The 26,020-nt window shown below is 64.8% G+C and carries 21 protein-coding genes and 1 tRNA gene; 5 read left to right on the forward strand and 17 right to left on the reverse strand.

What is annotated here, in order from left to right:
• Positions 1-63: 63 nt before the first annotated feature.
• From rpoB to ACQR2C_RS05150, 12 genes are all read right to left on the reverse strand, one after another.
• Positions 64-4,182, reverse strand: a complete 4,119-nt coding sequence (gene rpoB / locus ACQR2C_RS05095) for a DNA-directed RNA polymerase subunit beta (protein ID WP_315800977.1) — start codon at positions 4,180-4,182, stop codon at positions 64-66.
• A 548-nt stretch (positions 4,183-4,730) separates the two neighbouring features.
• Positions 4,731-5,108: a 50S ribosomal protein L7/L12 gene (rplL, locus tag ACQR2C_RS05100; protein WP_172108050.1), complete on the reverse strand. Its 378-nt coding sequence runs from the start codon at positions 5,106-5,108 to the stop codon at positions 4,731-4,733.
• A 60-nt stretch (positions 5,109-5,168) separates the two neighbouring features.
• Positions 5,169-5,687, reverse strand: coding sequence for a 50S ribosomal protein L10 (gene rplJ, locus ACQR2C_RS05105; protein ID WP_434880768.1), 519 nt, complete (start codon positions 5,685-5,687; stop codon positions 5,169-5,171).
• Between the two features lie 686 nt (positions 5,688-6,373).
• Positions 6,374-7,021 (reverse strand): Isoquinoline 1-oxidoreductase subunit, encoded by a 648-nt coding sequence (locus ACQR2C_RS05110; protein ID WP_315800978.1) that lies wholly within the window; start codon positions 7,019-7,021, stop codon positions 6,374-6,376.
• Positions 7,018-9,201, reverse strand: coding sequence for a molybdopterin cofactor-binding domain-containing protein (locus ACQR2C_RS05115; protein ID WP_434880613.1), 2,184 nt, complete (start codon positions 9,199-9,201; stop codon positions 7,018-7,020). The genes ACQR2C_RS05110 and ACQR2C_RS05115 overlap by 4 nt, the downstream gene beginning before the upstream one ends.
• 2 nt (positions 9,202-9,203) lie before the next feature.
• On the reverse strand, positions 9,204-9,668 hold the full coding sequence (locus ACQR2C_RS05120; RefSeq protein ID WP_434880614.1) for a (2Fe-2S)-binding protein: 465 nt from the start codon (positions 9,666-9,668) through the stop codon (positions 9,204-9,206).
• 214 nt (positions 9,669-9,882) lie between these two features.
• Entirely contained in the window at positions 9,883-10,833 is a 951-nt protein-coding gene (locus tag ACQR2C_RS05125; protein WP_434880615.1) for an NAD(P)-dependent oxidoreductase, read from the reverse strand.
• Between the two features lie 76 nt (positions 10,834-10,909).
• Positions 10,910-11,602 (reverse strand): 50S ribosomal protein L1, encoded by a 693-nt coding sequence (gene rplA, locus ACQR2C_RS05130; protein ID WP_315754183.1) that lies wholly within the window; start codon positions 11,600-11,602, stop codon positions 10,910-10,912.
• 6 nt (positions 11,603-11,608) lie between these two features.
• On the reverse strand, positions 11,609-12,037 hold the full coding sequence (gene rplK / locus ACQR2C_RS05135; protein ID WP_012045056.1) for a 50S ribosomal protein L11: 429 nt from the start codon (positions 12,035-12,037) through the stop codon (positions 11,609-11,611).
• 383 nt (positions 12,038-12,420) lie between these two features.
• Positions 12,421-12,978: a transcription termination/antitermination protein NusG gene (gene nusG / locus ACQR2C_RS05140; protein ID WP_009031827.1), complete on the reverse strand. Its 558-nt coding sequence runs from the start codon at positions 12,976-12,978 to the stop codon at positions 12,421-12,423.
• Complete coding sequence (gene secE, locus ACQR2C_RS05145; protein ID WP_315800982.1) at positions 12,978-13,169, reverse strand: preprotein translocase subunit SecE; 192 nt, start codon at positions 13,167-13,169, stop codon at positions 12,978-12,980. The genes nusG and secE overlap by 1 nt, the downstream gene beginning before the upstream one ends.
• A gap of 288 nt (positions 13,170-13,457) precedes the next feature.
• A complete protein-coding gene (locus ACQR2C_RS05150) occupies positions 13,458-15,323 on the reverse strand; it encodes an invasion associated locus B family protein (RefSeq protein ID WP_315801371.1) in 1,866 nt (621 codons plus the stop codon).
• Positions 15,324-15,682: 359 nt separating this feature from the next.
• Between ACQR2C_RS05150 and ACQR2C_RS05155 the strand changes: the two genes are divergently transcribed.
• The gene (locus ACQR2C_RS05155; RefSeq protein ID WP_434874292.1) at positions 15,683-16,903 is read left to right on the forward strand and encodes an ABC transporter substrate-binding protein; all 1,221 of its coding nucleotides are present in this window, start codon (positions 15,683-15,685) and stop codon (positions 16,901-16,903) included.
• Positions 16,904-16,992: 89 nt separating this feature from the next.
• Here ACQR2C_RS05155 and ACQR2C_RS05160 read toward each other — a convergent pair.
• Positions 16,993-17,068 (reverse strand) — tRNA-Trp (locus ACQR2C_RS05160).
• 150 nt (positions 17,069-17,218) lie between these two features.
• On the opposite strand from ACQR2C_RS05160, the gene ACQR2C_RS05165 reads away from it, so the two are divergent.
• A complete protein-coding gene (locus ACQR2C_RS05165; RefSeq protein ID WP_434880616.1) occupies positions 17,219-18,454 on the forward strand; it encodes a serine hydrolase domain-containing protein in 1,236 nt (411 codons plus the stop codon).
• Between the two features lie 294 nt (positions 18,455-18,748).
• Here the strand turns inward: ACQR2C_RS05165 and ACQR2C_RS05170 are convergent, their stop codons facing one another.
• Positions 18,749-19,516, reverse strand: coding sequence for an SDR family NAD(P)-dependent oxidoreductase (locus ACQR2C_RS05170; protein ID WP_315800985.1), 768 nt, complete (start codon positions 19,514-19,516; stop codon positions 18,749-18,751).
• Positions 19,517-19,668: 152 nt separating this feature from the next.
• Positions 19,669-20,376 (reverse strand): histidine phosphatase family protein, encoded by a 708-nt coding sequence (locus ACQR2C_RS05175; protein WP_434880617.1) that lies wholly within the window; start codon positions 20,374-20,376, stop codon positions 19,669-19,671.
• Positions 20,377-20,521: 145 nt separating this feature from the next.
• On the opposite strand from ACQR2C_RS05175, the gene ACQR2C_RS05180 reads away from it, so the two are divergent.
• Together ACQR2C_RS05180 and ACQR2C_RS05185 are read left to right on the forward strand one after the other, a co-directional pair.
• A complete protein-coding gene (locus tag ACQR2C_RS05180; RefSeq protein WP_434880618.1) occupies positions 20,522-21,307 on the forward strand; it encodes an SDR family NAD(P)-dependent oxidoreductase in 786 nt (261 codons plus the stop codon).
• A gap of 964 nt (positions 21,308-22,271) precedes the next feature.
• Entirely contained in the window at positions 22,272-22,550 is a 279-nt protein-coding gene (locus tag ACQR2C_RS05185) for a hypothetical protein (RefSeq protein ID WP_434880619.1), read from the forward strand.
• Between the two features lie 121 nt (positions 22,551-22,671).
• Here the strand turns inward: ACQR2C_RS05185 and ACQR2C_RS05190 are convergent, their stop codons facing one another.
• Both ACQR2C_RS05190 and ACQR2C_RS05195 read right to left on the reverse strand, forming a co-directional pair.
• Positions 22,672-23,730, reverse strand: coding sequence for a phosphotransferase family protein (locus ACQR2C_RS05190; protein WP_434880620.1), 1,059 nt, complete (start codon positions 23,728-23,730; stop codon positions 22,672-22,674).
• Positions 23,731-23,878: 148 nt separating this feature from the next.
• Positions 23,879-25,114, reverse strand: coding sequence for an acyl-CoA dehydrogenase family protein (locus ACQR2C_RS05195; RefSeq protein ID WP_434880621.1), 1,236 nt, complete (start codon positions 25,112-25,114; stop codon positions 23,879-23,881).
• 226 nt (positions 25,115-25,340) lie between these two features.
• On the opposite strand from ACQR2C_RS05195, the gene ACQR2C_RS05200 reads away from it, so the two are divergent.
• Positions 25,341-26,009 (forward strand): TetR/AcrR family transcriptional regulator, encoded by a 669-nt coding sequence (locus tag ACQR2C_RS05200; protein WP_316216031.1) that lies wholly within the window; start codon positions 25,341-25,343, stop codon positions 26,007-26,009.
• The last annotated feature ends 11 nt before the right edge of the window (positions 26,010-26,020 follow it).

Below are 26,020 nucleotides of genomic sequence, written 5' to 3' on the forward strand. Positions count from 1 at the left end.
CTGACCCGCGGGGGAAGGCGCCGGCACCCGGCCGTCCGAGACGGCCGGGCCTGACCTCTTGACCTACTCGGCGGCTTCCGACGTCGGCGCCGGTCCGAGCTTGGAGTTGTGCAGGTCGACGTTGAGGCCGAGCGAGCGCATTTCCTTGACCAGCACGTTGAACGATTCCGGAATACCGGCCTCGAACGTGTCGTCGCCGCGCACGATCGCCTCGTAGACCTTGGTGCGGCCGGCGACGTCGTCCGACTTCACCGTCAGCATCTCCTGCAGCGTGTAGGCGGCGCCGTAGGCTTCGAGCGCCCACACCTCCATTTCGCCGAAACGCTGGCCGCCGAACTGGGCCTTGCCGCCCAGCGGCTGCTGGGTGACCAGCGAGTACGGGCCGATCGAGCGCGCATGGATCTTGTCGTCGACGAGATGGTGCAGCTTCAGCATGTAGATGTAGCCGACCGTCACCTTGCGATCGAATGCATCGCCGGTGCGGCCGTCATAGACCGTCGACTGACCGGATGCGTCGAGGCCGGCGAGCTTCAACATCTCCTCGATGTCGGCCTCCTTGGCGCCGTCGAACACCGGCGTGGCGATCGGCACGCCGCGGCTCAGATTGTGACCAAGCTCGATCAACTCGTTGTCGTTGAGCGACTTGATGGTCTCGTCGTCGCCGTAGATCCGCTTCAAGGTCTCCTTCAGCGGCTTGACGTCCTGCTTCGACAGGTAGGCATCGACCGTCTGGGCGATACGCTTGCCGAGGCCGGCGCAAGCCCAGCCCAGATGGGTCTCGAGGATCTGCCCGACGTTCATGCGCGAGGGCACGCCCAGCGGGTTCAGCACGATGTCGGCATGGGTGCCGTCCTCGAGGAACGGCATGTCCTCGATCGGCACGATCTTGGACACGACGCCCTTGTTGCCGTGACGGCCGGCCATCTTGTCGCCCGGCTGGATCTTGCGCTTCACGGCGACGAAGACCTTGACCATCTTCATCACGCCGGGCGGCAGCTCGTCGCCACGCTGCAGCTTCTCGACCTTGTCGAGGAAGCGCTGTTCCAGCCCCTTCTTCGACTCGTCGTACTGCTTCCGCATGGCCTCGATCTCGGCCATCAGCTTGTCGTTCGGCGATGCGAACAGCCACCACTGCGACTTCGGATACTCGTCGAGCACCGCGCGGGTGATCTTGGTGTCCTTCTTGAAGCCCTTCGGACCGGAAATGCCCTGGCGGCCATCCAGCATGTCGGCGAGACGGCTGTAGACGTTGCGGTCCAGGATCGCCTGCTCGTCGTCGCGGTCCTTGGCCAGACGCTCGATCTCTTCCCGCTCGATCGCCAGCGCACGCTCGTCCTTGTCGACGCCGTGGCGGTTGAACACGCGGACTTCGACGATCGTGCCCTGCACGCCCGGCGGCACCCGCAGCGACGTGTCGCGAACGTCCGAGGCCTTTTCGCCGAAGATGGCGCGCAGCAGCTTCTCTTCCGGCGTCATCGGGCTCTCGCCCTTCGGCGTGATCTTGCCGACCAGGATGTCGCCGGCGCGCACTTCCGCGCCGATGTAGACGATGCCGGCTTCGTCGAGGTTCTTCAGCGCCTCCTCCGACACGTTCGGAATGTCGCGCGTGATTTCCTCCGGACCCAGCTTGGTGTCGCGGGCCATCACCTCGAATTCCTCGATGTGGATCGAGGTGAAGACGTCCTCCTTCACGATCCGCTCGGAGAGCAGGATGGAGTCCTCGAAGTTGTAGCCGTTCCACGGCATGAACGCGACCAGCACGTTGCGGCCGAGCGCGAGCTCGCCGAGATCGGTCGACGGACCGTCAGCGATGATGTCGCCCTTCTTGACGATGTCGCCGACCTTCACCAGCGGGCGCTGGTTGATGCAGGTCGACTGGTTCGAGCGCTGATACTTCATCAGCCGATAGATATCGACGCCCGACTTGGTCGGATCGAGATCCTCGGTGGCGCGGATGACGACGCGGGTGGCGTCGATCTGGTCGATCACGCCCGAGCGGCGCGCCGCGATGGCGGCGCCCGAGTCACGGGCGACCACGCCTTCCATGCCGGTGCCGACGAACGGCGCCTCGGCGCGAACCAGCGGCACCGCCTGGCGCTGCATGTTCGAGCCCATCAGCGCGCGGTTGGCGTCGTCGTTCTCGAGGAACGGGATCAGCGCCGCGGCCACCGAAACGAGCTGCTTCGGCGACACGTCCATGTAGTCGACCTTGTCGGGCGTCATCGGCACGACTTCGCCGGCATGACGGCAGACCACGAGGTCCTCGGTGAAGCGGCCCTTGGCATCGAGCGGCACGTTGGCCTGCGCGACGCGGTAGCGCCCTTCCTCCATGGCGGACAGATACACCACCTCGTCGGTAACGCGGCCGTCCTTGACCTTGCGGTACGGCGTCTCGACGAAGCCATACTTGTTGACGCGGGCGAATGTCGCCAGCGAGTTGATCAGGCCGATGTTCGGACCTTCCGGCGTCTCGATCGGGCAGATGCGGCCGTAATGCGTCGGATGCACGTCGCGCACCTCGAAGCCGGCGCGCTCGCGGGTCAGACCGCCCGGTCCAAGCGCCGACAGGCGGCGCTTGTGGGTGATCTCCGACAGCGGATTGGTCTGGTCCATGAACTGCGACAGCTGCGACGATCCGAAGAACTCGCGCACCGCGGCCGCGGCCGGCTTGGCGTTGATCAGGTCCTGCGGCATCACGGTGTCGATGTCGACGCTCGACATGCGCTCCTTGATGGCGCGCTCCATGCGCAAGAGACCGATGCGGTACTGGTTCTCCATCAGCTCGCCGACCGAGCGGACGCGGCGATTGCCGAGATGGTCGATGTCGTCGATCTCGCCCTTGCCATCGCGCAGGTCGACCAGGGTCTTGATGACCGCCAGGATGTCTTCCTTGCGCAGCGTGCGCTGGGTGTCCGGCGCATCCAGCTCGAGGCGCATGTTCATCTTGACGCGGCCGACCGCGGAGAGGTCGTAGCGCTCGGCATCGAAGAACAGCGACTGGAACATCGCCTGCGCGGAATCGAGCGTCGGCGGCTCACCCGGACGCATCACGCGGTAGATATCGAACAGCGCGTCCTCACGCGTCATGTTCTTGTCTGCCGAGAGCGTGTTGCGGATGTAGGGCCCGACATTGACGTGGTCGATGTCGAGCAGCGGCAGGTCCTTGTAGCCCTGCTCGTTCAGCACCTTGAACAGCTTGTCGGTGATCTCCTCGCCCGCCTCGGCGTAGATTTCGCCGGTCTTCGGGTTGACGAGATCCTCGGCGATGTAGTTGCCGAGCAGCTCCTCGTCCGACATGCGCAGCGCCTTCAGCCCCTTCTCCTGGAGCTGGCGGGCGGCGCGGACGGTGAGCTTCTTGCCGGCTTCGAGCACGACCTTGCCGGTGTCGGCGTCGATCAGGTCGTTGACGGTCGAATAGCCGCGGAAGCGGTTGGCGTCGAACGGAACGCGCCAGCCTTCCTTGATGCGCTTGTAGATCAGCTTCTTGTAGAAGGTCGACAGGATGGTCTCGCCGTCGAGGCCGAGCGCGAACATCAGCGACGTCACCGGCAGCTTGCGGCGACGGTCGATGCGCGCGAACACGATGTCCTTGGCGTCGAACTCGATGTCGAGCCAGGAGCCGCGATACGGAATGACGCGCGCGGCGAACAGCAGCTTGCCCGACGAATGGGTCTTGCCCTTGTCGTGGTCGAAGAACACGCCCGGCGAGCGGTGCATCTGCGAGACGATGACGCGCTCGGTGCCGTTGACGATGAAGGTGCCGTTCATGGTCATGAGCGGGATGTCGCCCATGTACACGTCCTGCTCCTTGATGTCCTTGACCGACTTCGCGCCGGTCTCCTCGTCGATATCGAACACGATGAGGCGCAAGGTCACCTTGAGCGGCGCAGCGAAGGTCATGCCACGCTGACGGCACTCGTCGACGTCATATTTCGGCGGCTCGAACTCGTAGCGGACGAACTCCAGCATCGAGGTGCCGGAGAAGTCGGAGATCGGGAACACCGAGCGGAACACCGCCTGCAGGCCCTCATCCGGCCGCCCGCCCGTGGGCTCGTCCACCATCAGGAACTGGTCGTAGGACGCCTTCTGAACCTCGATGAGGTTCGGCATCTCCGCGACTTCCTTGATGTGTCCAAAGAACTTGCGAACGCGTTTGCGACCGGTGAATGTCTGCTGCGCCATCGTGGCCTCTCATTTCGTCGCCCGGAGGGGCGAACCTTCCGAAACAGCGGCTGCCACCGCCCCTTCGGGTTGAATTTCGATCCATTTCGAGGATCTGAGGCTCAAAGCCGGAACGGAAACGTCCCAGATCTGTTCTTCAGACCAGCAAAACGCAAAACGACGCGCGAGGCGCGAGGACGCACCCGCTCGTCACAACCATCTCGTCACGGACTGCAAAAGCCCGAAATTGCCTATCTCCCAGCGGCTTACGGACGGAGACGCCACTCCACCGATCAACCGGCTTTTCGTGCTGCCGACCCAATATGGGTTGACAATAATCGAGATTCGAGAGCGAAGCCCCCAAATCTCCACACTTTTCCGTGTTCAGCCCACAACAGACGGTTCCGTTGCACGCCTTTTGCAGTGATTCCGAGCCGCGCCCAATACCCCTGCAAAACTCCTTGTCCACATGATGACCGGGCGATGTTACCACCCGGCCATCATAATCTCTCGAAAGCCCCGGACCTGCCCATGGCAGCCCGGGGACTTCGTTCGCGTAATCGAAGCGATTACTTGAGCTCGATCTTGGCGCCAGCCTTCTCGAGCTGAGCCTTGATCTTCTCGGCCTCGTCCTTGTTGACGCCTTCCTTGACCGGCTTCGGAGCGCCCTCGACGAGGTCCTTGGCTTCCTTCAGGCCCAGGCCGGTGATGGCGCGGACTTCCTTGATGACCTCGATCTTCTTGTCGCCGGCCGAAGCCAGGACAACGGTGAACTCGGTCTTCTCTTCCGCCGGAGCGGCAGCGGCGCCACCGGCACCCGGAGCAGCGACGGCCACGGCGGCCGCGGCGGACACGCCCCACTTCTCTTCCAGGAGCTTGGCGAGCTCAGCGGCCTCAAGAACGGTGAGGGCCGAGAGGTCGTCGACGATCTTCTGCAGGTCAGCCATTGAAGTAGTTCCTTGATTTGGTTCGGTTCGAAACCAGGTTGTGAGTGTTTGCGAAGGGCGTCAGGCCGCTTCGCCCTTTGAGGCATGAGCCTGAATGACGCGCGCGACCTTGGCCGCGGGTGCATTGGCGAGCTGGGCGAGCTTGGTCGCCGGAGCCTGGATCAGGCCGACGAGCTTGCCGCGCAGTTCGTCCAGCGACGGCAGCGAGGCCAGAGCCTTGACGCTGTCGACATTCAGGACGGTTGAGCCCATCGAGCCGCCGAGGATGACGAACTTTTCGTTCGCCTTGGCGAATTCGATGGCAACCTTGGGCGCCGCGACAGGATCGCTCGAAGTTGCGATCACGGTCGGCCCCTTCAACAGGGAACCGATGCCGACGACGTCCGTGCCTTCAAGAGCAATTTTGGCGAGACGGTTCTTCGAGACCTTCACCGACGCGCCAGCCTGCTTCATCTGCATGCGCAGCTTCTGCATCTGGGCCACGGTGAGGCCGGAATAGTGAGCGACGACGGCAACGCCCGTGGTCTTGAAGACCTCGTGCAGCTGCTCGACCGCCTCTTTTTTTGCCGCTCGTTCCACAGCAAGCTCTCTCCGGTTGGCGGCCTTCGCCCGAAAGCGGGACCGCCGGGTTGCACCCGCCGTCCCACCAAACCTGACCTCCGGACGGAAGAACCCGAGGACACGCAAGGCAAAACGGCGATGAATAGCCTGCCCTTCCGAAAGCCCCAGGGATCCCTAGGAGGCTCGCGGAGTGTCGAGGTTCGAACCAAACCTGCATGCCACCACGACGAAGGCAGTGGACATGCCGAAATCCGGTCTTCACCCGTCTATGCAGGCTGGATGATTAAGCCATTGAGGAAATTGGATTCCACGCCGGCGCCTGCAGTCTCGGACAGGATCGAGGTGATCGGCGGACCGACCTCCCCTGCGGCATTTTCGAGAGCAGAAAGATCCTTCTTCCTTCCGAGAAATCCAAACGGATATCCTCAAAAGGAATGCTGGCTCCTCTCAACTTTCGGAATGCGCGCACAGGCGCGCCAGCAACAGCCGGCCCGCCTGGAAGCCGGTTCTTTAACCGCTCGATCGCGACTTGCCAAGACCCCAAGAGCAAAAATCGCACCAGTTGGGCCATGCCGTGGAGCCGGGTAGGAGCCCCGTCGCCCGGATGAGCGACAGCCGGCGCGCTGGACGCGCGTTCGGAGATCCGGATGTCGCTGCGCTCATCAGGGCCACCGGGCATTGCGCGCGCAGGGCGCAATCCCGCCTCAGCCCTTCGGACAGGCCGCTCCGGCGTCGGCCCAGGCCTTGATCAGCTCGCCGAACTGCTTCTGGGTTCCCGGGGCCGGGGTCCGCCCTGCTCCCGGATTCCAGCCCCAGCCGACCAGCTCATCCTCAGCCATATGGTGAATCAGCTGCGCCATGGTCTTGCCGCCGTTGCGATTTGGATCCTTGATCTGTGCGCAGATCTGGCCGAGCGACTTGCCCTGCCAAGCCATCTCGATCGGAGCCAGCTGCCATTTGGGATTACCCGGCACGCGCGCCGCGTCGAAATTGGCCTCGTGGTGGCAGGTCGTGCAGGCGAGCCCGCCGGGCGCACCCATGCCGGCCTCGCCGCGGACCACCAGCGGCTGATGCGGAATCATCCTGTCGGTCTGGGTCGGCCGGTCGCCGGCCGGATGGCAGTTCATGCATCGCGGCGACTGCAGCACCTTTCCGGCCTCTTCGAACAGCGCCACGGCGCGCTCGTCCTTGCTCTTGATCCTGGCGAAGTCCGCCACCGGCTTGAGCCCGCCGGCGACGCGCGTCGCCTCGGGCGCCGCATCGGCGCGCCGCAGTGCCGGCAGGGCTACGATCGCAACCGCAGCCAGGCTGCCAGCGAGCAGCGCCATCGTCGCCGTTCTGAACAGGCTCATGCGGTGTCTCCCGGCCGGATCGGCAGTTGGGTGGGCCGCGGCAGACCTAGCCTGGCCATGGCGTTGGCGACGGCAGGTCCCAGCGGTGGCACGCCGGGCTCGCCGACTCCCGAGGGTTTCTCGGCCGACGGCACGATCGCAACCTCGATCTGCGGCATCTCGTGGATGCGCAGCGAGCGGTAGGTGTCGAAATTGCCCGACACCGGTCGTCCCTCGTCGAGCGGCTGCTGCGCATAGAGGACGTGGCCTAGCGCAAAGCCGATGCCGCCCTCCATCTGGGCGCGGATGATGTCGGGATTGACTGCGACGCCACAGTCGACAGCGCACCAGACCTTATGCACGACCGGTCCGTCGGCGCCCATCGACAGCTCGACCACCTGGGCGACGTAGGTGTTGAAGCTCTCGACCACGGCCACACCGCGGGCACGGCCCGCTTCGAGCTTGGCGCCCTTCCAGTCCGCGAGCTCGGCGACCGCCTTGAGCACACCGGCGTGACGCGGCTTGTCGGCCATCATCGCCAGTCGTCCCTCCACAGGATCCTGGCCGGCGGCTTCGAGCAACTGATCGACAAACGCCTCGACGGCGTAGCCGGTATGGGTGTGGCCGACCGAGCGCCACCACAGCACGGGCACGCCGACATCGACCTGATGCAGGTCGCAGCGGAAATTCGGCACCTGGTAAGGGATCTCGTTGGAGCCCTCATAGGCCGTCGAATCGAGGCCGTTCTTCATGGTCATCGCCTCGAACGGCGAGCCCTTCATGATCGACTGCCCGACGATCGTATCCGACCACGCCACGATCTTGCCGTCGCGGACCACACCACGCATCCGGTGCAGGCTGAACGGTCGGTAGTAGCCGCCGCGCATATCATCCTCGCGGGTCCACACCAGCTTGACCGGACGTCCCGGCCCGATCGCCTTGGCGACCTGCGCCAGCTCTGTGGCGACGTGGGTCGACTGCTGCGCCCGGCGGCCGAAGCTGCCACCAGCAAGAATCGTCTTGAGATCGACCTTGGCGATGTCGAGCCCAAGCACCTGCGCGATCACGGCGTGATCAGGCGTCGGAAACTGGCTGCCATAGCGCGCCGAGGCGGTGTCGCCTTTCCAGTGGATGAAGGCGTTGATCGGCTCCATCGGCGCATGGGCCAGATACGGGAAGACGAACTCGGTCTCGATCAGCCTGCCGCCCCTGGCGATCTCGGCGTCAACGTCGCCCTCCTGCTTCACCAGCGCGCCCTGCTTCTTTGCGCGCGCGCGAAACTCCTCCAGCAGTTGCGCCGTCCCGCGCGTCTCCGCCTTGCTGTCGTCCCAGGATATCTCGAGCAGGTCGCGCGCGGTCTTGGCCGGCCAAAAGCCCTCGGCATAGACGGCGACGCCATTTGGCACCTCCTTGACGTCGACGACGCCAGGCACGGCCTTCGCTGCTGATGCGTCGAACGAGGCCACCCTGCCGCCGAAGCGCGGCGAGCGCGCCACCAGCACGGTCAAGGTCCCCGGATCCTTGATGTCGAGCGTATACTCGGCCGAGCCGTTCGACTTCGCCACGCTGTCGAGCCGGGTTACGGCGCCTTCCTTGCCGATCAGCTTGAAGGCGGAGGGATCCTTGAGCTGCGGATTCGCCGGCACCGGCTGCTGCATCGCCTTGGTGGCCAGCGCGCCGAAACCGCTCTGTTTGCCGGAGGGATGTCGGACGATGCCTTTATCGACCGTGATCTCCTCAGCCGGCACCTTCCATTCGTCGGCGGCCGCAGCCACCAGCATCGCGCGCGCGGCGGCGCCGACCTTGCGCATCTGCTCGTAGGAATTGGCGATCGCGCTCGAGCCACCAGTGCCCTGCACCCCGAACAAGAGATTCTTGTAGAGCACCGGATTCGAGGGCGCGTGATCGGCGCGCATCTGCGACCAATCGGCATCGAGCTCCTCGGCCACCAGGGTGGCCATGCCGGTGAACGGGCCCTGTCCGAACTCGATGTGCTTGCAGAGAACGGTGACGGTGTCGTCCTGGCCGATCACCAGGAACGTGTTCGGCGCGATGTTGACGGACTTGGCCGCGGCGCCATCCTGCGCGTAAGCCACACCGTTGCGGGCGACATAGGTGGCGAGCACCAGGCCTGCGCCGGCTTTCAGGAGCGAACGCCGGGACAATGCGGTTGAGGCAGCGGGCTTCACATGTGCATTCATCGTCAGCCCTCCAGCGACTTGGCGGCGGAATGGATCGCAGCGCGGATGCGGACATAGGTCGCGCAGCGGCAGATGTTGCCGTTCATCGCCAGGTCGATGTCCTGGTCGGTGGGCTTGGGATTGAGGCCGAGCAGCGCGGCCGCGCTCATGACCTGCCCCGATTGGCAGTAGCCGCATTGCGGCACATCGTGCGTGGCCCAGGCCTTCTGCACGGCGACGGCTTCCTTGGAGGTCAGCCCCTCGATCGTGGTCACCTCGCTCTTTCCGACCGCCGAGACGGGCAACGAGCAGGAGCGGACGGTCTGGCCATCGACATAGACGGTGCAGGCGCCGCACTGCGCGACGCCACAGCCATACTTCGTGCCGGTCAACCCGACATTGTCGCGGATGGCCCAGAGCAAGGGAGTTCCGGGATCGACATCGACCTGATGCTCGCGCCCGTTGATCTTCAATGTGAACGCCGCCATTGCCGCCCTCGCTGTCTTTCGTTCGACAACGCGAGTTAGATGCATTCGAGAATGGCTCGCAATTCACAGAGCCGTGCAGTGCATCAAAATATTTCTGCACCGGCGCGGAACGATCTGGCAGCGACGGAGCGAGATCCGTAGCCCGAATGAGCGGACGGCTGCGCCCGAAAGGGCGAAGGCGAAGCTCATCCGGGCTACAACACGCGTCCTGCGGCTACTTCACCGGATGCGGCATCGGCTCGCCGGCGAAGAACGCGGTAAGATTGGCGACCACGCAGGCCTGCATGGCGACGTGCGCCTCCCTGGTGTTGCCGCCGATATGCGGGGTCACCACCACGTTCGGCAGCATGGTCAGCTCATCCGGCGCATGCGGCTCGGTTTCGAACACGTCGAGGCCGGCGCCGGCGATGGTGCCGTCCTGTAGCGCCGCCAGCAGCGCGCGCTCGTCGATGACGGAGCCGCGCGAGATGTTGACGACATGGCCGTCGGGCCCCAGCCGCTTCAGGAGCCCGGCGTTGACGACGTGAGTGGTCTCGGTGCTGGCACGGACCGCGATCATCAGCACGGTGCACCATTCGGCGAGCGCCTCGAGGCTCGGGAAATATTGATACGGCAGGTCGTCGTAGCGCGTGCGGCTGAAATAGCCGATTTCGGTCTCGAACACCGCAACCCGGGCCGCGATCTTGCGGCCGATCTCGCCCATGCCGTAGACGCCGACCTTGCAGCCGGCGAGGCTCGGCGGCGGCTTCATCAGCGGCGATGGTTTTGCGGACGCCCAGCCCCCGTCGCGGACGTAAGCGTCTGCCACCATCAGCCGCCGCGTGCTCGCCAGCATCAGCATCACAGCGACGTCCGCGACCGCCGCGGCATTGGCGCCCGGGCTGTGTGCGACGGCGATGTTACGGGCCGCGGCCGCCTTCAGGTCGACCCCGTCATAGCCGGTGCCATAGCAGACGATCGCTCCGAGCGCCGGGAGCCTGTCCATGTCGACTGCGCCGAGCGGCGTGCCGCCGGCCGTGATCAGCGCCCGGATCCGCGCGACCTCGTCCGCCGGAAAAACCTCGTGCGACGGCTTGCCGCCGCTGTCGAGCAGTTCGAAGCGGTCGGCAAAGCGCTGGGTCAGCGACTTCGGCAGGCGGGAATAGATCAGGACCTTGTCGGGCATGGCGGCAGGCACTCCAAATGCGAAGGGCGGGATCGATGAACGATCCCGCCCTTCTAACTAACCTATGCCCGGCCGCTTACGCGAGCACGGTGCCCGGCTCGACCTTGACGCCGGGGCCCATCGTCGAGGACACCGCGACGCGCTGGACGTAGGTGCCCTTGGCGCCGGCCGGCTTGGCCTTCACCACCGCATCCGCCAGCGCCTTGATGTTCTCGACCAGCTTGTCCTCGGCGAACGAGGCCTTGCCGACGCCAGCCTGGATGATGCCGGCCTTCTCGACGCGGAACTCGACCGAGCCGCCCTTGGCGCCCTTGACGGCACCGGCGACGTCCATGGTCACGGTGCCGATCTTCGGGTTCGGCATCATGCCGCGCGGACCGAGCACCTTACCGAGACGGCCGACCAGCGGCATCATGTCGGGGGTGGCGATACAGCGGTCGAAGTCGATGTTGCCGTTCTGCACCTTCTCGACCAGGTCCTCCGCGCCGACCACGTCGGCACCGGCGGCCTTGGCTTCCTCGGCCTTGGCGCCGCGGGCGAACACGCCCACGCGCAGCGTACGGCCGGTGCCGTTCGGCAGCATGACGACGCCGCGGACCATCTGGTCGGCGTGGCGCGGATCGACGCCGAGGTTGATCGAGACCTCGATGGTCTCGTCGAACTTCGACACGGCCCGCTCCTTGATCATCTTGATCGCGTCAGCAAGCGGGTAGAGCTTGGTGCGGTCGATACCCTCGCGGGCCTTCTTCAAACGCTTTCCGAGTGCCATGGCCGCTTACCCCGCAACTTCCAGACCCATCGAGCGGGCGGAGCCCTCGACCATCTTCATGGCCGACTCGATCGAGTCGCAATTCAGGTCCTTCATCTTCTTCTCGGCGATCTCGCGCACCTGCGCCTTGGTCACCTTGCCGGCCTTGTCGCGACCCGGGGCCTTGGAGCCCGACTGGATCTTGGCGGCCTGCTTGAGGAAGTAGGACATCGGGGGGGTCTTCATCTCGAAGGTGAAGGACCGGTCCGCGTAAATGGTGATGACCACCGGGATCGGGGTGTTCTTCTCTTCCTTCTGGGTCTGCGCGTTGAACGCCTTGCAGAACTCCATGATGTTGAGACCGCGCTGACCGAGCGCCGGGCCGATCGGCGGCGACGGGTTGGCCGCGCCGGCCGGCACCTGAAGCTTCAGGTAACCGGTTACTTTCTTTGCCATTGGGATTCTCCAATGCGCTCGCGACCTTGCCTGATGCGAACGCAACGCCTTGGGGCGACAAAACCCGTCAGGCGAGGTTTGGGACCGTGGTCCGGCGCGCTTGGCCCGGCTGGCAAAGCCGGTCACGCCTCCCACGAACGAAATCGCCCCCCGTTTGGGGAGCGAAGGGCGCCCGATACACGAGATCGGACGAAAAGGAAAGGGTTGAGGGCAAAGCTCCCTCCTCCCGTCATTCCGGGGCGCCCGGAGGGCGAGCCCGGACTCCATAGCCACAGGGTGCCGCGTGAGGCACGCTGGAGCTGGCACTTCGCCGTCCCATTCCCGATCGAGGCTATGGATTCCGGGCTCAGCTCTGACGGCGGAGAAAGCGTGGATCGCCGGCCTCAGCCGACGACCTTCTCGACCTGGTTGAACTCGAGTTCGACCGGGGTGGCGCGGCCGAAGATCGACACCGCGACCTTGAGGCGCGAGCGGGCCTCATCGATTTCCTCGACCACGCCGGAGAACGAGGCGAACGGGCCGTCGGCGACGCGGACGTTCTCGCCGATCTCGAACGACACCGACGATTTCGGCCGCTCCACGCCTTCCTGCATCTGGTTCAGGATGCGCATCGCCTCGCCTTCGGAAATCGGCATCGGCTTGTTCTCGGCACCGAGGAAGCCGGTCACCTTGGGCGTGTTCTTGATCAGGTGGAACGCCTCGTCGGTCAGCTTCATCTTCACCAGCACGTAGCCGGGGAAGAACTTGCGCTCGGCGTTGATCTTTCGGCCGCGGCGCACCTCGGTGACGTTCTCGATCGGCACCAGCACCTGCTCGAACAGATCCTCGAGATTGCGCTGCTTGGCCTGCTCGCGGATCGACTCCGCGACCTTCTTCTCGAAGTTCGAATAGGCGTGGACGATGTACCAGCGCTTGTCGGAGCTTTGCGTTGCGATTGCCATCAGTGGATGCCCAGCACGAGGGTGATGAGATAACGGATGATCTGATCGGCGGCGAAGAAGAAGATCGAGGCCAGCGCCACCATCACGAACACCATGATCGTGGTGATGGTGACCTCGCGACGGCTCGGCCACGAGACCTTGGCGGTCTCCGAGCGCACTTCCTGCAGGAATTTGAACGGGCTGGTAGCCATCGTCAGGGGTCCTCGTCCGTCATCGGACGATTGAAGAGTTGACTGGGAAAACCGAACAGCCGACCGTTGCCCACCCTCTTGTCGGAGAGATGAGCCGAATCCACGGGCTCGCTTGTTCGGGGAGTGAAAAGCCGCGCCGGATATCCGCGTGTAGCGGGCCGGCTGCAGGTCCTCGATATCTACTGTCGACCCGGCCGAAGGTCAAGGTACCGAGGTGAACGACGCTCCCACGGCCCTCCGGCCCGGTCGGTTGGTGGATCTGCCCCGGGCGCGTGCGGCCGACGCGTTTCACTTCGGCGTCGCAAAATAGAAGTCGACCCGCCCCGGCACCGAGCCATAGGTATACGGCTGCTGCCGGCGTTCGGTCATGTCCATCACGTCGTCGCGCACGTTGTCGAACAGGCGGCGAACCTCGAGACCTGGAACCTGCATGTTCTTGACGAAGGCCGTGGCGAACGGCGAGTTCGCTGTATCGCCGTCGAGAGCGGTCTCGCCATGCTTTGCGGCGAACACGACCAGCGTCCCGGGATCGGGCTCCATCTGCGCCAGACCGCGGCTGACGGACCTGGACGCCACCGTCATGGTTCGCTTCATCTGACTGGCGAAGGGATTGTCGCGACATGCATCCAGCAGCACCAGGCGCAGTTGCTTGGCCCGCTCCGCAGAGTTGAGCACCTGATCGATCGAGACCGCTTCGAGGCTGATGTCGCGATCGCTTGCGATCCTGGCATCGACCGGGATGAGATAGTTGACTCCTGCGACCTCCATGCCATGTCCGGCGTAATAGACGACGGCCCAGTCGGCGGACTCGGCCTGCCGTGCAAACTCGCGCAGCGCACCGACGAGTTGATCTCTGCCCAGGTCGTTCTCCAGCATCACGGTCTGAAAATTCGCCCGGCGTAGCGCGTCCGCCACCAGAGCGGCGTCCCGGCCAGGATTGGGGAGCGTCGGAACGTTCTGATAGGCCGAATTGCCGATCACCAGAGCGATCCGTTTGCCGGGTGAGTGGCCGGAAGCAAGAACGGCACCGAGGGCAGCCGGCTTGGTCTGGGCGGGCGGCGCAGCGTCGGCGCCGATGGCGTCGGCGATGTTGGCCTGCTGCCCCGTCTTGGATCCCTTCGCGCGCTGCGCCAGCTCCTGCTGCAGCTTCTTCTGCTGGGCTTCGAACGCTTTTGGGTCCGTCGGAGGCCCGTCATAGGCCTTGTTGAAGTCACGCAAGGGCAGGCTCATCGAAACCACCTGCCCGGTATTCATCGTGGCCTGAACGTTGATGGTCTGACCGCGGCGCAGGCTGCCCAACAGTTCCGGGGTGAGCTCGTAGTCCGACATACAACCGTTCTTGAAGCAGATGATGAACGGCTTCTGCAGACTCCGCTCGCTGTCGATCATCAACCGGGTGCCTTCGGCGAAATCCATGCCCAACGGCAGCGTGATCCGCAGCAGCCTCTTCGGGTCGGCTTCCGGCTCGATGACCACGGCCGCGAGCAAGGGTTGGCCCGTTTCGATCCGGCCGTCCTTGCCCGTGAAGCAGACCAACTTGGCATCGGCGTCCTTGCCCTTCAGGCAGAACTTGGTCCAGGGCGCCATGACAGAGAGATTCGGTTTCAAAATCGGGAGGCTCTTGTTGTTCCTGATCTTGAACAGAGCCACGAACATCTTTCTTTGCTGCTCGTCGACAGCATTCCAGTTGCCTGCCTTGGCACCGAGCGCCTGGGCCAAATCGGCGAGCGGAAGCGGAAGCGACAGCGGTGCGCCATTCGCATTGATGGCTTGAACGACCAGGCTCTTGCCGTTCTTCAGCATTTCGATCAGCTCAGGCGTCGCATTGTAGTCCGAGACGCAGCCGTCTGCGCCGCAGAACAAATAGGTGCTCTGGATCGGCTTCTCCGCGTCGACGATGATCCGCGTTCCGTGAACGGTTTGCAGACCGAGCGGGAGAACCACCCTTAAGACCTTACGGGCCTCCCCGTCTCTCTCGACGAGCACGGCCACGACAACTCGCTCGTTCTCGGCGGACCGCGCTGTCTTGGTGGTGAAACAGATCTGCTTGCCGTCAACATCTGCTTCGCGCGTACAGGCCTTCGCCCATGGCGAATACGACAGCTTGATCTCCTGCGCGGGCTTGGTCTGCGCTATCGCGGGTGAGGCCAGCACCGACAACAAGCCGAGCGCCAGTGCGATGCCGCTCCCGACCGCCAGCGCAGCAAAACTCCTCATGCTCCCAACCTCTTTCGCGCCTTCAATGCAGGGTTGAACGGCAGCCTACCGTGTTGCCGGGTTCGCGGCACGGAAAAAACAGCGCCTGCCCGACCGACATCGAGCATTCGCTCAACGGCCGCGCGGGCCTCGAAGACTGGCCACGGATTACCGCTGCCGACCCTGTCTTTCCGCGCGATGGGAGAACGGCGGAGCACCGCGACGAAATGCCGTGGTTCATGCGCAGCCCGCGCTTGCTCATGATGATTCGGGCCCGCATGCTGCAGCCCATAAGAACAATGATCCGGAGGAAATCCATGATGTCTGCCCCGCGGAAGGGCGTGATGAGCCTTGCGGCCATCGGCCTTGCCACTCTCGTCCTCACCGCCGTCCCCGCCCGCGCCCAGGCGCCGCTCAAGATCGGCGTGCTCAGCGACTTCTCGTCGGTCTATTCGGACATTGGCGGCCAGGGCAATCTCGAGGCGACCAAGCTCGCCATCGAGGAATTCGGCGGCACGATGTTCGGCAAGCCGATCGAGGTGATCAGCGCCGATCCGCAGAACAAGGCCGACATCGCCGCCGCGATCGTGCGCAAATGGTATGAGAACGAGGCCGTCGACATGGTCATCGACATGCCGACCTCGGCCACCGCGCTCGCCGGCATGGAGATGTCGAAGCAGTTCGAGAAGCTGATGATCGTGACGGATGCCGCGAGCTCCGACATCACCGGCAAGTCCTGCTCGCCCTACACCGTGCACTGGACATACGACACCTACGGCAATGCGCACACGGTCGGCAGCGCCATCGTCAAGAACGGCGGCAACACCTGGTTCTTCATCACCGCCGACTATCTGTTCGGCCATTCGATCGAGCGCGACACCGGCGACGTCGTGCGCGCCGCCGGCGGCACGGTGGTCGGCAGCGCCCGCCATCCCCTCAACAACCAGGACTTTTCGTCCTTCCTGCTGCAGGCCCAGGCCTCCAAGGCCAAGATCATCGGCATGGCCAATGGCGGTGGCGACACCATCAACACCATCAAGCAGGCCGCCGAGTTCGGCATCGTCGCTGGCGGCCAGAACCTCGCCGGCATCGTGATGTTCATCTCCGACATCCACAGCCTCGGCCTGAAGCTGGCGCAGGGCCTGATCATCACCGAGGCCTATTACTGGGACCTCAACGACCGCACCCGCGCCTTCGGCAAGAAGTTCTTCGACAAGATGAAGCGGATGCCGACCATGAACCAGGCCGCGACCTACAGCGCCACCCTGCACTATCTCAATGCCGTCAAGGCCGCCGGCACCCGCGACACCAGGCCGGTGCTCGCCAAGATGCGCGAGACCCCGGTGCGCGACGCCTTCACCGACAACGGCGTGCTGCGCGAGGACGGCCGCATGGTGCACTCGATGTTCCTGTTCGAGGTGAAGAAGCCGGAGGAATCGAAGGGCCCGTGGGACTATTACAAGGTGCTGGCGGAGGTGCCCGGCGACCAGGTGTTCCGGCCGCTGAAGGACGGCAACTGTCCCTATGTGAAGCAATAAGAGGTCGCCGAAACGCATTCGGGGCTCGCGCATCGCGGGCCCCGGCCTCACCTGTCTCGTCGATTTTTGGCTTAAGTGCTTGATCTCGCTGGCAGGAGTGGAGAGGCTCGAACTCCCAACCCCCGGTTTTGGAGACCGGTGCTCTACCAATTGAGCTACACTCCTAGCGAGCCGGGACAGTGTCGCCGGTTCGCGCGCTTTGAAGCATAGACCTCCCCCCGAATGCAAGGGTGCAATGGGGCAAATCGACTGGTCAGACCACAACTTCCGCGCCAGACTTGATGCAAACCGACAACAGGACTTCAGGGAGAGCCCATGACCCCGCCGACTGCCGCATCCAGCGTGCCCCTTTCCGCGCTCCGCTCGCTGACGCCGCCGCTGCCGGATGACCGCCCCGAGGCGCTGGGCCTGTCCCAGGCTCGGCTGCAGCGGGCCTCCGATGCATTCAAGCGCGAGGCCGACAAGGGAACCATCCCCGGCGCCACCCTGCTGGTCGGCCGCCGCGGCCGGATCGGCTGGTTCGACGCCATCGGCCGGCAAACGCCCGACGCCGACACGCCGATGCGGCCGGATTCGATCTTCCGCATCTTCTCGATGACCAAGCCGATCGTCTCGCTCGGGATCATGATGCTGGTCGAGGACGGCGAGCTGCTGCTGTCCGATCCGGTCGCCAAGTTCATCCCGGAATTCGGCGAGCAGAAAGTGGGCGTCGAGACCGGCGGCCAGCTGGAGCTGGTGCCGGTCGCCCAGCCGATGACGGTCCAGGACCTGCTGCGCCACACCTCGGGCCTCGCGTATGAGCACACCGGCACCGGGCCGGTGCACCAGCTCTACCAGCAGTCGCGGGTGCGCAGCCGCAAGATCACCAATGCCGAGCACGCGACAATCGTCGCCGGCCTGCCGCTGATCTGCCAGCCGGGCGCCGAGTTCAACTACAGCCGCTCGACCGACATTCTCGGGCGCATCATCGAGGTCGTCTCGGGCCAATCGCTCGGCGCCTTCCTCGCCGCGCGCATCCTCAAGCCGCTCGGCATGAACGAGACCGCCTTCTTCACCGCGGAGGTCAATGCCGGCCGGCTCGCCGAGCCGTTCGCCAAGGACCCGCGGACCGGCGAGGCGGTCAACCTGTTCAAGATGACCGAGCAGCCTCTGATGGAATCCGGCGGCGGCGGCCTTGTCGCGACCACCATGGACTACGCGCGGTTCTGCGCCATGCTGCTCAACCGCGGCAGCCTCGATGGCATCAGGCTGGTCGGCCGAAAGACGCTGGAGCTGATGGCCTCCGACCATCTCGGGCCTCATGTGAAGACGCAGGGCACCCTGCTGTCGCCCGGTCACGGTTTCGGCCTCGGCTTCGCCGTGCGCCGCGAGGCCGGCATCGCCCCCTTCCCCGGCTCGCCCGGCACCTTCTTCTGGAGCGGCATCGCCGGCACGTTCTTCTGGATCGATCCGAAGGAGGAGCTGTTCTGCGTGTTCATGGCCCAGGCTCCTGGACAGCGCGACTACCTGCGCACGCTGGTGCGCGACGTGGTGTATGCCGCGGTGGAGTGAGGGGGCGCTTGTAGCCCGGATGAGCGCAGCGACATCCGGGATCTCGCGTACTCTTCGTGTGAACCCGCATGTCGCTTCCGCTCATGCGGGCTACGGGGCATATCACGTTTGCCCGGATGCAGCGACAACCACAACTGTCGTCCCGGCGAACGCCGGGACCCATACCGCGTGATATGTCGTGGGATGTCACTGCCAGTTGCCTGCCTCATGACGGCCGGTGGTTATGGGTCCCGGCGTTCGCCGGGACGACACTGTTGGGTGAGGCCGCAACGCCGGCCACGCGAATAGTTCCCCTCAACTGATCGTCGCGCCGCCGTCGATCACCATGGTCTGGCCCGTCATGAAATTGCCGGCGGCGGAGCCGAGGAAAACCGCCGCGCCGGCGATCTCGTCGGGGATGCCGATGCGGAGCAGCGGCGAGCGCGCGGTGGATGCCTTGAGGTTGTCCGGATTGTCCCACAAGGCTTTGGCAAAATCGGTCTTGATCAGGCCGGGCGCGATGCAGTTCACGCGCACATTGTGCGGGCCGTATTCGCAGGCGAGGTTGCGCGCGAGCTGCATGTCGGCAGCCTTGGAGATCGCGTAGGCACCGAGGATGGTCGAGCCCTTCAGGCCGCCGATCGACGACACGATGATGATCGAGCCGTCCTTGCGCGCGATCATCTGCGGCACGACCATGCTGATCAGCCAGTTGTTGGCGACGATGTTGTTGTCGAGGATCTTCCGGAACTGATCGTCGGAGATGCCGGCGAGCGGCCCGTAATAGGGATTGGAGGCGGCGTTGCAGACCAGCACGTCGATCTTGCCGTAGATGCGGTTGGCCTCGTCGACCAGGTTCTGCAGGTTCTCCTTGCTGGAGATATTGGCGGCGACGGCCGCCGCCGTGCCTGCACCGAAGCGGTCATTGAGCTCCTTGGCGACGGCATCGCAGACATCGGCCTTGCGCGACGAGATCACCACCTTGGCGCCATGCTCGGCCATGCGCTCGGCAATGGCGAGCCCGATGCCGCGGGTCGATCCGGTGATGACGGCGACCTTGCCGGTCATGTCGAACAGGGTCATGGGGAGTCCTCCTGGGTTGAGTTGTTATGAGTTGCGGGATGGCAGCCGCGAGCTCGGTCGCGTAGCCCGGATGAGCGTAGCGACATCCGGGGTCTCACGCGCTGCAACGGTGAACCCGGATGTCGCTGTGCTCATCCGGGCTACGAAGTTCACTACGCCAGCTTGCTCGTCGTCACCTCCGGCCCGGCCGGCTGGTGCATCGCGCGGTGCGCGGCATCGGCGATCCATGGCTGCTGGTTGACCATCGGCAACCGCCAAGTGCTGATGCCGCCAGCCACGATGTGGTCGAGCCGGGTCACCGAGCAGTTGTCGATGTCGAAAGCCAGCCCCTTCTCGACCAGGCCGCCGAGCGCGAGGCCCACCGCAGCCTTGATGGTGCCGCCATGGCCGACGGCGATGACGTCGCGGCCGGCTTCCGAAACGGTGATACGAGCAATCGCCGCGGTGACGCGGGTGTACAGATCCATGTAGCTCTCGCCGCCCGGCGCCGGCTCATCGATGGCGGCGAACCAGTGGCTGCCCGCGGGACGGCTGGCCAGGAACGCGGCGCGGTTCATGCCCTGCCATTGTCCGAGATGCTGCTCGGCAAAAGCGGCCTCCCTGACCATCGCTGCGGGACGCGGGAAGCCGGCGGCCCAGATCGCCTCGGCGGTCTGATGCGTGCGCATCAGATTGCTCGCATACCACGCCGCACTGCGCGGCAGGATTTTTGCGACCGCCTCGAACACCTCGCGATCGGAGGTATCGCAGGCGATGTCGGACTGGCCGTAGATATTGCCGCCGTCGCTGCGCACCGGCGCGTGACGCACCCACCACCAGCGCGTGGTGACGACAGAAGGTTTCGTTGCATCAACCGACATCGCTCAACCCTTCCCTCCGCTCGTCTCTCGCTGTACGTGAAGGCCCAGATCGTCTCAAGCCGCTTGGCGATCTCAGCACGTTTGAAACTGCGTTTGAATTCCGTTGCGCGGCACGCAACTGATCACAATTGAAGCAGGAGGAAACATGGGCCGCCTCGAAGGCAAATCCGTTATCATCACCGGCGCCGGCAGCGGCATCGGCCGCGCCGCATCGCTGATGTTCACCAGGGAAGGCGCGCAGCTGATCGCAGTCGATCGCAGCGAAGGCGTCAAGGAGACGGTCGAGCTCGTCAAGCAGCAGGGCGGCATCGCGGAGGCCGTGATGGCCGACGCCGGTTCGGAAGCCGACGTGAGCGGCTTCATCGATCGCGCCGTTGCCACCTACGGCAAGCTCGACGTCATCTGGGCCAATGCCGGCATCTCCGGCGGCTTGATCCCGATCGCCGAACAGACCGTCGAGCACTGGCAGGAGATCCTGCGCATCAATCTGATCGGCCCGTTCCTCGCGGTGAAATACGCGATGCCGCACATGGTGCGGCAGCAGCGCGGCGCCATCGTCTGCACGGCCTCCGTTGCGGGCCTGAAGTCCGGCGCCTCGGGTCATCCCTATGCGGCGAGCAAGGCCGGCGTCATCAGCCTGGTGCAGACCACGGCCTATTCGCTGTCCGGCACCGGCGTGCGCATCAATGCGGTCTGTCCCGGCCTGATCGAGACCGGCATGACCAAGCCGATCTTCGACGGCGCCAAGGAGCGCGGCACCGAAGGCAAGATCGGCCAGCTCAATCCGTTGAAGCGCGCCGGCCAGCCGCATGAGATCGCCGCCATGGCCCTGTTCCTCGCCAGCGACGAGGCCTCCTACGTCAACGGCCAGGCGTTCCCGGTCGACGGTGGGCTGACCGCGTCGATGCCGTACGCGGGCAAGCCGATTTAGGCAATCCGCAGCGCCAACCTCCGCTGTCATCCCGGCGCACGCCGGGATCCATACCCCCAGGGAGCGGTGCGAACTGGTCATTGGCTTTTCTCCCCACACGTCCGCTGCGGCGTATGGATCCCGGCTCTGCGCACCGCCAGCGCATTCGCGCTGCCGGTGCTTGGCCGGGATGACGTTGTTTGGTGCGGCCGTCATCGCGAGCGCAGCGACGCGATCCAGAGTCGTCACCTGAGCCCTGGATTGCGTCGCTGCGCTCGCAATGACGGAGTCCAATCATGCAGATTTATTCCCGCAACGCCTTCGCGCCCGAGTGATCCGGTAGTCACCGCCCTCCAATCGAAGGGCGCAGGGAAGGCCAGGCGTCGGCTGACGCCTGCGGCCCGCCTGCGAAAGAAATGCAGGCGGCAGGTACCACAGGTGCAGCCGAGAACACCCGGCCTTCCCTGCGCGATGGTCTTAACGCTTATACGCAGTCTCCCTGGTGCGCCGGGCTTGTTGGCCACCATCGCCGCGCGGCGCTCAGGCCAACGCGACTTGATACCAGCATCGGGGTATCAGGACCCTGCGACTTCACGTCCGCGAACTGCCGTTCGTCCGCGTAGCAAGCTACGCTGCGACATCTCCGCGGCCACCGCCTCCCCGCCTCGCGTGTCGTGACGATCGCGCGCAACGCCCCTTCCGAGTGAGGCGGGATGGCGGCCATCAAATCACAAATTCCGAAAAAGCGAAAGTAAAATCTTTCGCCTGCCCAGGCTGAACGAGGCGATCACCTTGATCACGCTCGCAATCTTTCTTTGCCGGCGCGACCGCGTCGTGTCGCAGCGGACAGCGGTCCGGTTCAAGCGCAGGCATCGGCGCTCGCTGCGATTTTTTCAGCCCACGTCTTCGAACCGCCTGCTTCGAGCCTCCGTCGAACGTCGCAAGCGGACCATTCCGGCCTCGCCGAAACCGAAGGATGGATCAGATGTCGAGATTGTCGAAACTAGCCCTGCTCACCTTGGGCGCCCTGGCGGCCGGCGCGGCCATGACGGGCGCGAGCGCGCGCGAGACCCAATGGCCGGGCTGTGAGCTGGTCTCCTGGACGGCCTGCGGCACCGATGCACAGGTGCAGCAATCGCAGCGCCGCCAGAGCCGCGATACCTCGCCGATCTACATGAAGCAGACCGATCCGCGCTACAGCGGCGCGCTGACCGCGGCCGGTGGTGGTGGCGGCGGTGGTGGTGGTGGCGGCGGTGGGCGCTGAGCCCGCACCAACGCGGGCCTGATGAGGAGCCCGGATGCGCGAAAGCGGCATCCGGGTTCAGCACTTCTGCCGGTGAAGAACCCGGATGTCGCTTACGCTCACGCTCATCCGGGCTACCAAGCTACGCCGCTCCCGCCTTCTGCGCGTAGGCCCACGCCTGCTTGGTCATCGGCACCATGCGCTTGACGGACTCGATGGCCTTGTCGTTGGCGGCGGTGCCGTCGCGGATGCGGCCGATGATCCCCTGCAAAATGCCGGCAAGCCGGAACAGGTTGTAGGCGAAGTACCAGTTGAGGTCCGGCAGCTCGGTGCCAGTAACGCCGCGATAGATCTCCGCCGCCTCCTCCATGGTCGGAATGTTCAGCGCCTTCAGGTCGACGCCGGCGAGGCCGGGCATGATCCACTGCATCAAGAGGTAGGTGAAATCGGCCATGGGATCGCCGAGCGTCGACAGCTCCCAGTCGAGCACCGCGATGACGCGCGGCTCTGAGGCGTGGAAGATCATGTTGTCGAGCCGGTAGTCGCCATGCACGATCGAGACGCGCTGCTGCACCGGCAAGGTGCGCGGCAGCCATTCGATCAGCTTCTCCATCTCCGGCAGATGCTCGGTTTCCGAGGCGCGATACTGCTTGGTCCAGCGGTCGACCTGGCGAGCAAAATAGTTGCCGGGCTTGCCGAAGTCGGCCAGCCCGATCGCGGCGGGATCGTAGGTATGGAGCTTTGCCAGCGTCTCGATCTTGCTGGTGAAGATGGCGCGCCGCTCCGGAGCCGCGACATGCGGCAGGGTCGGATCCCAGAACACCCGGCCCTCCTCCATCGACATGATGTAGAAGGCCGAGCCGATCACTCTGTCGTCGTTACACAGCGCATAGGCCTTGGCGACCGGAAAGCCCTGCTTTCCCAGGGCCGCGATGACGCGGAATTCGCGATCGACCGCGTGCGCCGACGGCAAGAGCTTACCGAACGGCTTTCGTCTGAGCACGTAGGAGCGGCCGGGCGTGTTGAGCCGATAGGTCGGATTGGACTGGCCGCCCTTGAACTGCAGCACCGTCAGCGGACCCTGATAGCCCTCGACATGCTCGGCCATCCAGGCCGCGAGCCTGGCCTCGTCGAAGCGATGCCGCTCCTCGACCGGCTTGGTGCCGGAGAATTCTTCGTCCTTCTTGACGCCGTCGGCCACGACGAACTCCCTTGGGTCTCAATTAAATTCGTAGGGTGGGCAAAGCGAAGCGTGCCCGCCATCTTACTTCAAACGCGAATGGTGAGCACGCATCCGGCCGCGCGCTACGCACACAGCCGGACGCTTTGCCCACCTGACGCGTTTATACTCAGTGCCGCGGCTCGTTGGCGTATTTCTTCATCTCGAGCCGGGCGATGGCGCGGTTGTGCACCTCGTCCGGGCCGTCGGCCAGGCGCAGCGTGCGGATGTTGGCGTAGTCCTTCGCGAGACCCGCGTCATCCGAGACACCGGCGCCGCCGAACGCCTGGATGGCGTCGTCGATGATCTTCAGCGCCATGTTGGGAGCGGCGACCTTGATCATGGCGATCTCGCCCTGCGCGGTCTTGTTGCCGACCTTGTCCATCATGTCGGCGGCCTTGAGGCAGAGCAGCCGGCACATCTCGATGTTGGTGCGGGCCTCGCCGATGCGCTGCTCCCACACCGAATGCTCGATGATCTTCTTGCCGAACGCCGTGCGGGTCATCAGCCGGCGCACCATCTTCTCCAGCGACTCCTCGGCCTTGCCGATGGTGCGCATGCAGTGATGGATGCGGCCCGGACCGAGACGGCCCTGCGCGATCTCGAAGCCGCGGCCCTCGCCGAGCAGGATGTTCTCCGCGGGCACGCGGACGTTCTCGAGCAGCACCTGAGCGTGGCCGTGCGGCGCGTCGTCGAAGCCGAACACCGGCAGCATCTTCTCGACCTTGATGCCGGGAGTGTCGAGCGGCACCAGGATCTGCGACTGCTGCTGATGCTTGGCGGCGGACGGATCGGTCTTGCCCATCAGGATCGCGATCTTGCAGCGGGGATCGCCGACACCCGACGACCACCATTTGCGGCCGTTGATGACGTAGTGATCACCGTCGCGCTGAATGCGGGTCTCGATGTTGGTGGCGTCCGACGAGGCCACCGCAGGCTCGGTCATCAGGAACGCCGAGCGGATCTCGCCGTCCATCAGCGGGCGCAGCCATTTGCGCTTCTGCTCCTTGGTGCCGTAGCGGATGAACACCTCCATGTTGCCGGTGTCGGGCGCCGAGCAGTTGAACACTTCGGAGGCCCAGGAGATGCGGCCCATCTCCTCCGAGAGCAGCGCGTATTCGAGATTGCTCAGGCCGGCGCCGCGGAACTCGTCGTCCTCGTGCGGCGACGGCGGCATGAACATGTTCCACAGCCCTTCGGCCTTCGCCTTAGCCTTGAGGTCCTCCAGGATCGGGATCACCTTCCAGCGATCGCCCTCGGCGTCCTGCTGCTTGTAGATCGGCACCGCCGGGCGGACATGCTTGGTCATGAAGCTGCGCACGCGCTCCAGCCATTCCTGCTGCTTCGCCGACATCGTGAAGTCCATGGGACTCTCCTTGGGTGTTTCCTCTGAAATTTTGGCCGCAGTGTCGGCCCGCCCACGGCGTCCGCGCAAGTGTGATCTTGCGCGACACGACCGCGCGAACCGTCGCTGCAGCGCCGAAATGTCGCCCCACGGAAGAACCGTGATTGACATTGCGGCCGTCTCAAACAATAGTTTCATACAATTGTTTGAAACGCAACTCCCCGCTTCATCGTTCGGGAGGACGAGCATGGCGACCGACCAGACCCGGACTGCGATCCTGATCGCCGCCGAGCGGCTCTATGCCGAACGCGGCTTCTCCGACGTGACCTTGCGCGACATCGTGGCGGAGGCGAACGTCAATCTCGCCGCGGTGAACTATCATTTCGGCTCCAAGGACGAGCTGATCGCCGAACTGTTCGTGACGCGCTCGATCGCGCTCAACCGCGAGCGCCTGCGCGAATTGCGTGAAGCCGAGGATGCCGGCGGCGGCCGCGCCGACATCTCCGACATCCTGCGCGCCCTCGTCGGCCCGATCCTGCGCGGCTGCCTCGGCCCTGAGAACCAGCGCTCGGCGGTGGCGCAGTTCATGATCCGCGCCTCGATCGAATCGGTGCCGCCAATTCGCCGCATCAAGACCAAGGAAATCGACCATCTGCGGAAGTTCGCTGGCGCAATGCAGCGCGCCCTGCCCGACAGCTCCGAGGTCGATCTGTTCTGGGGCCTGCATTTTGCGCTCGCCATGGCGCATCACACCATCCGCGAGAGTGAGCGCCTCACCAAGCTCTCCGACGGTCAATGCGACCTCGACGATGTCGAGGATGTGATCGCGCGGGTGGTGCGCGGCGCCGTGCTCGGCTTGACCACGCGCGAGAGCGCGGCAAAGTCGAAGGTCAAGATTGCAGCGCGCAGCCCGTAGCCGGGATCCCA

Origin of the sequence: Bradyrhizobium sp. HKCCYLRH3061 (genome assembly GCF_051168015.1) — a bacterium.
Lineage (GTDB): Bacteria > Pseudomonadota > Alphaproteobacteria > Rhizobiales > Xanthobacteraceae > Bradyrhizobium.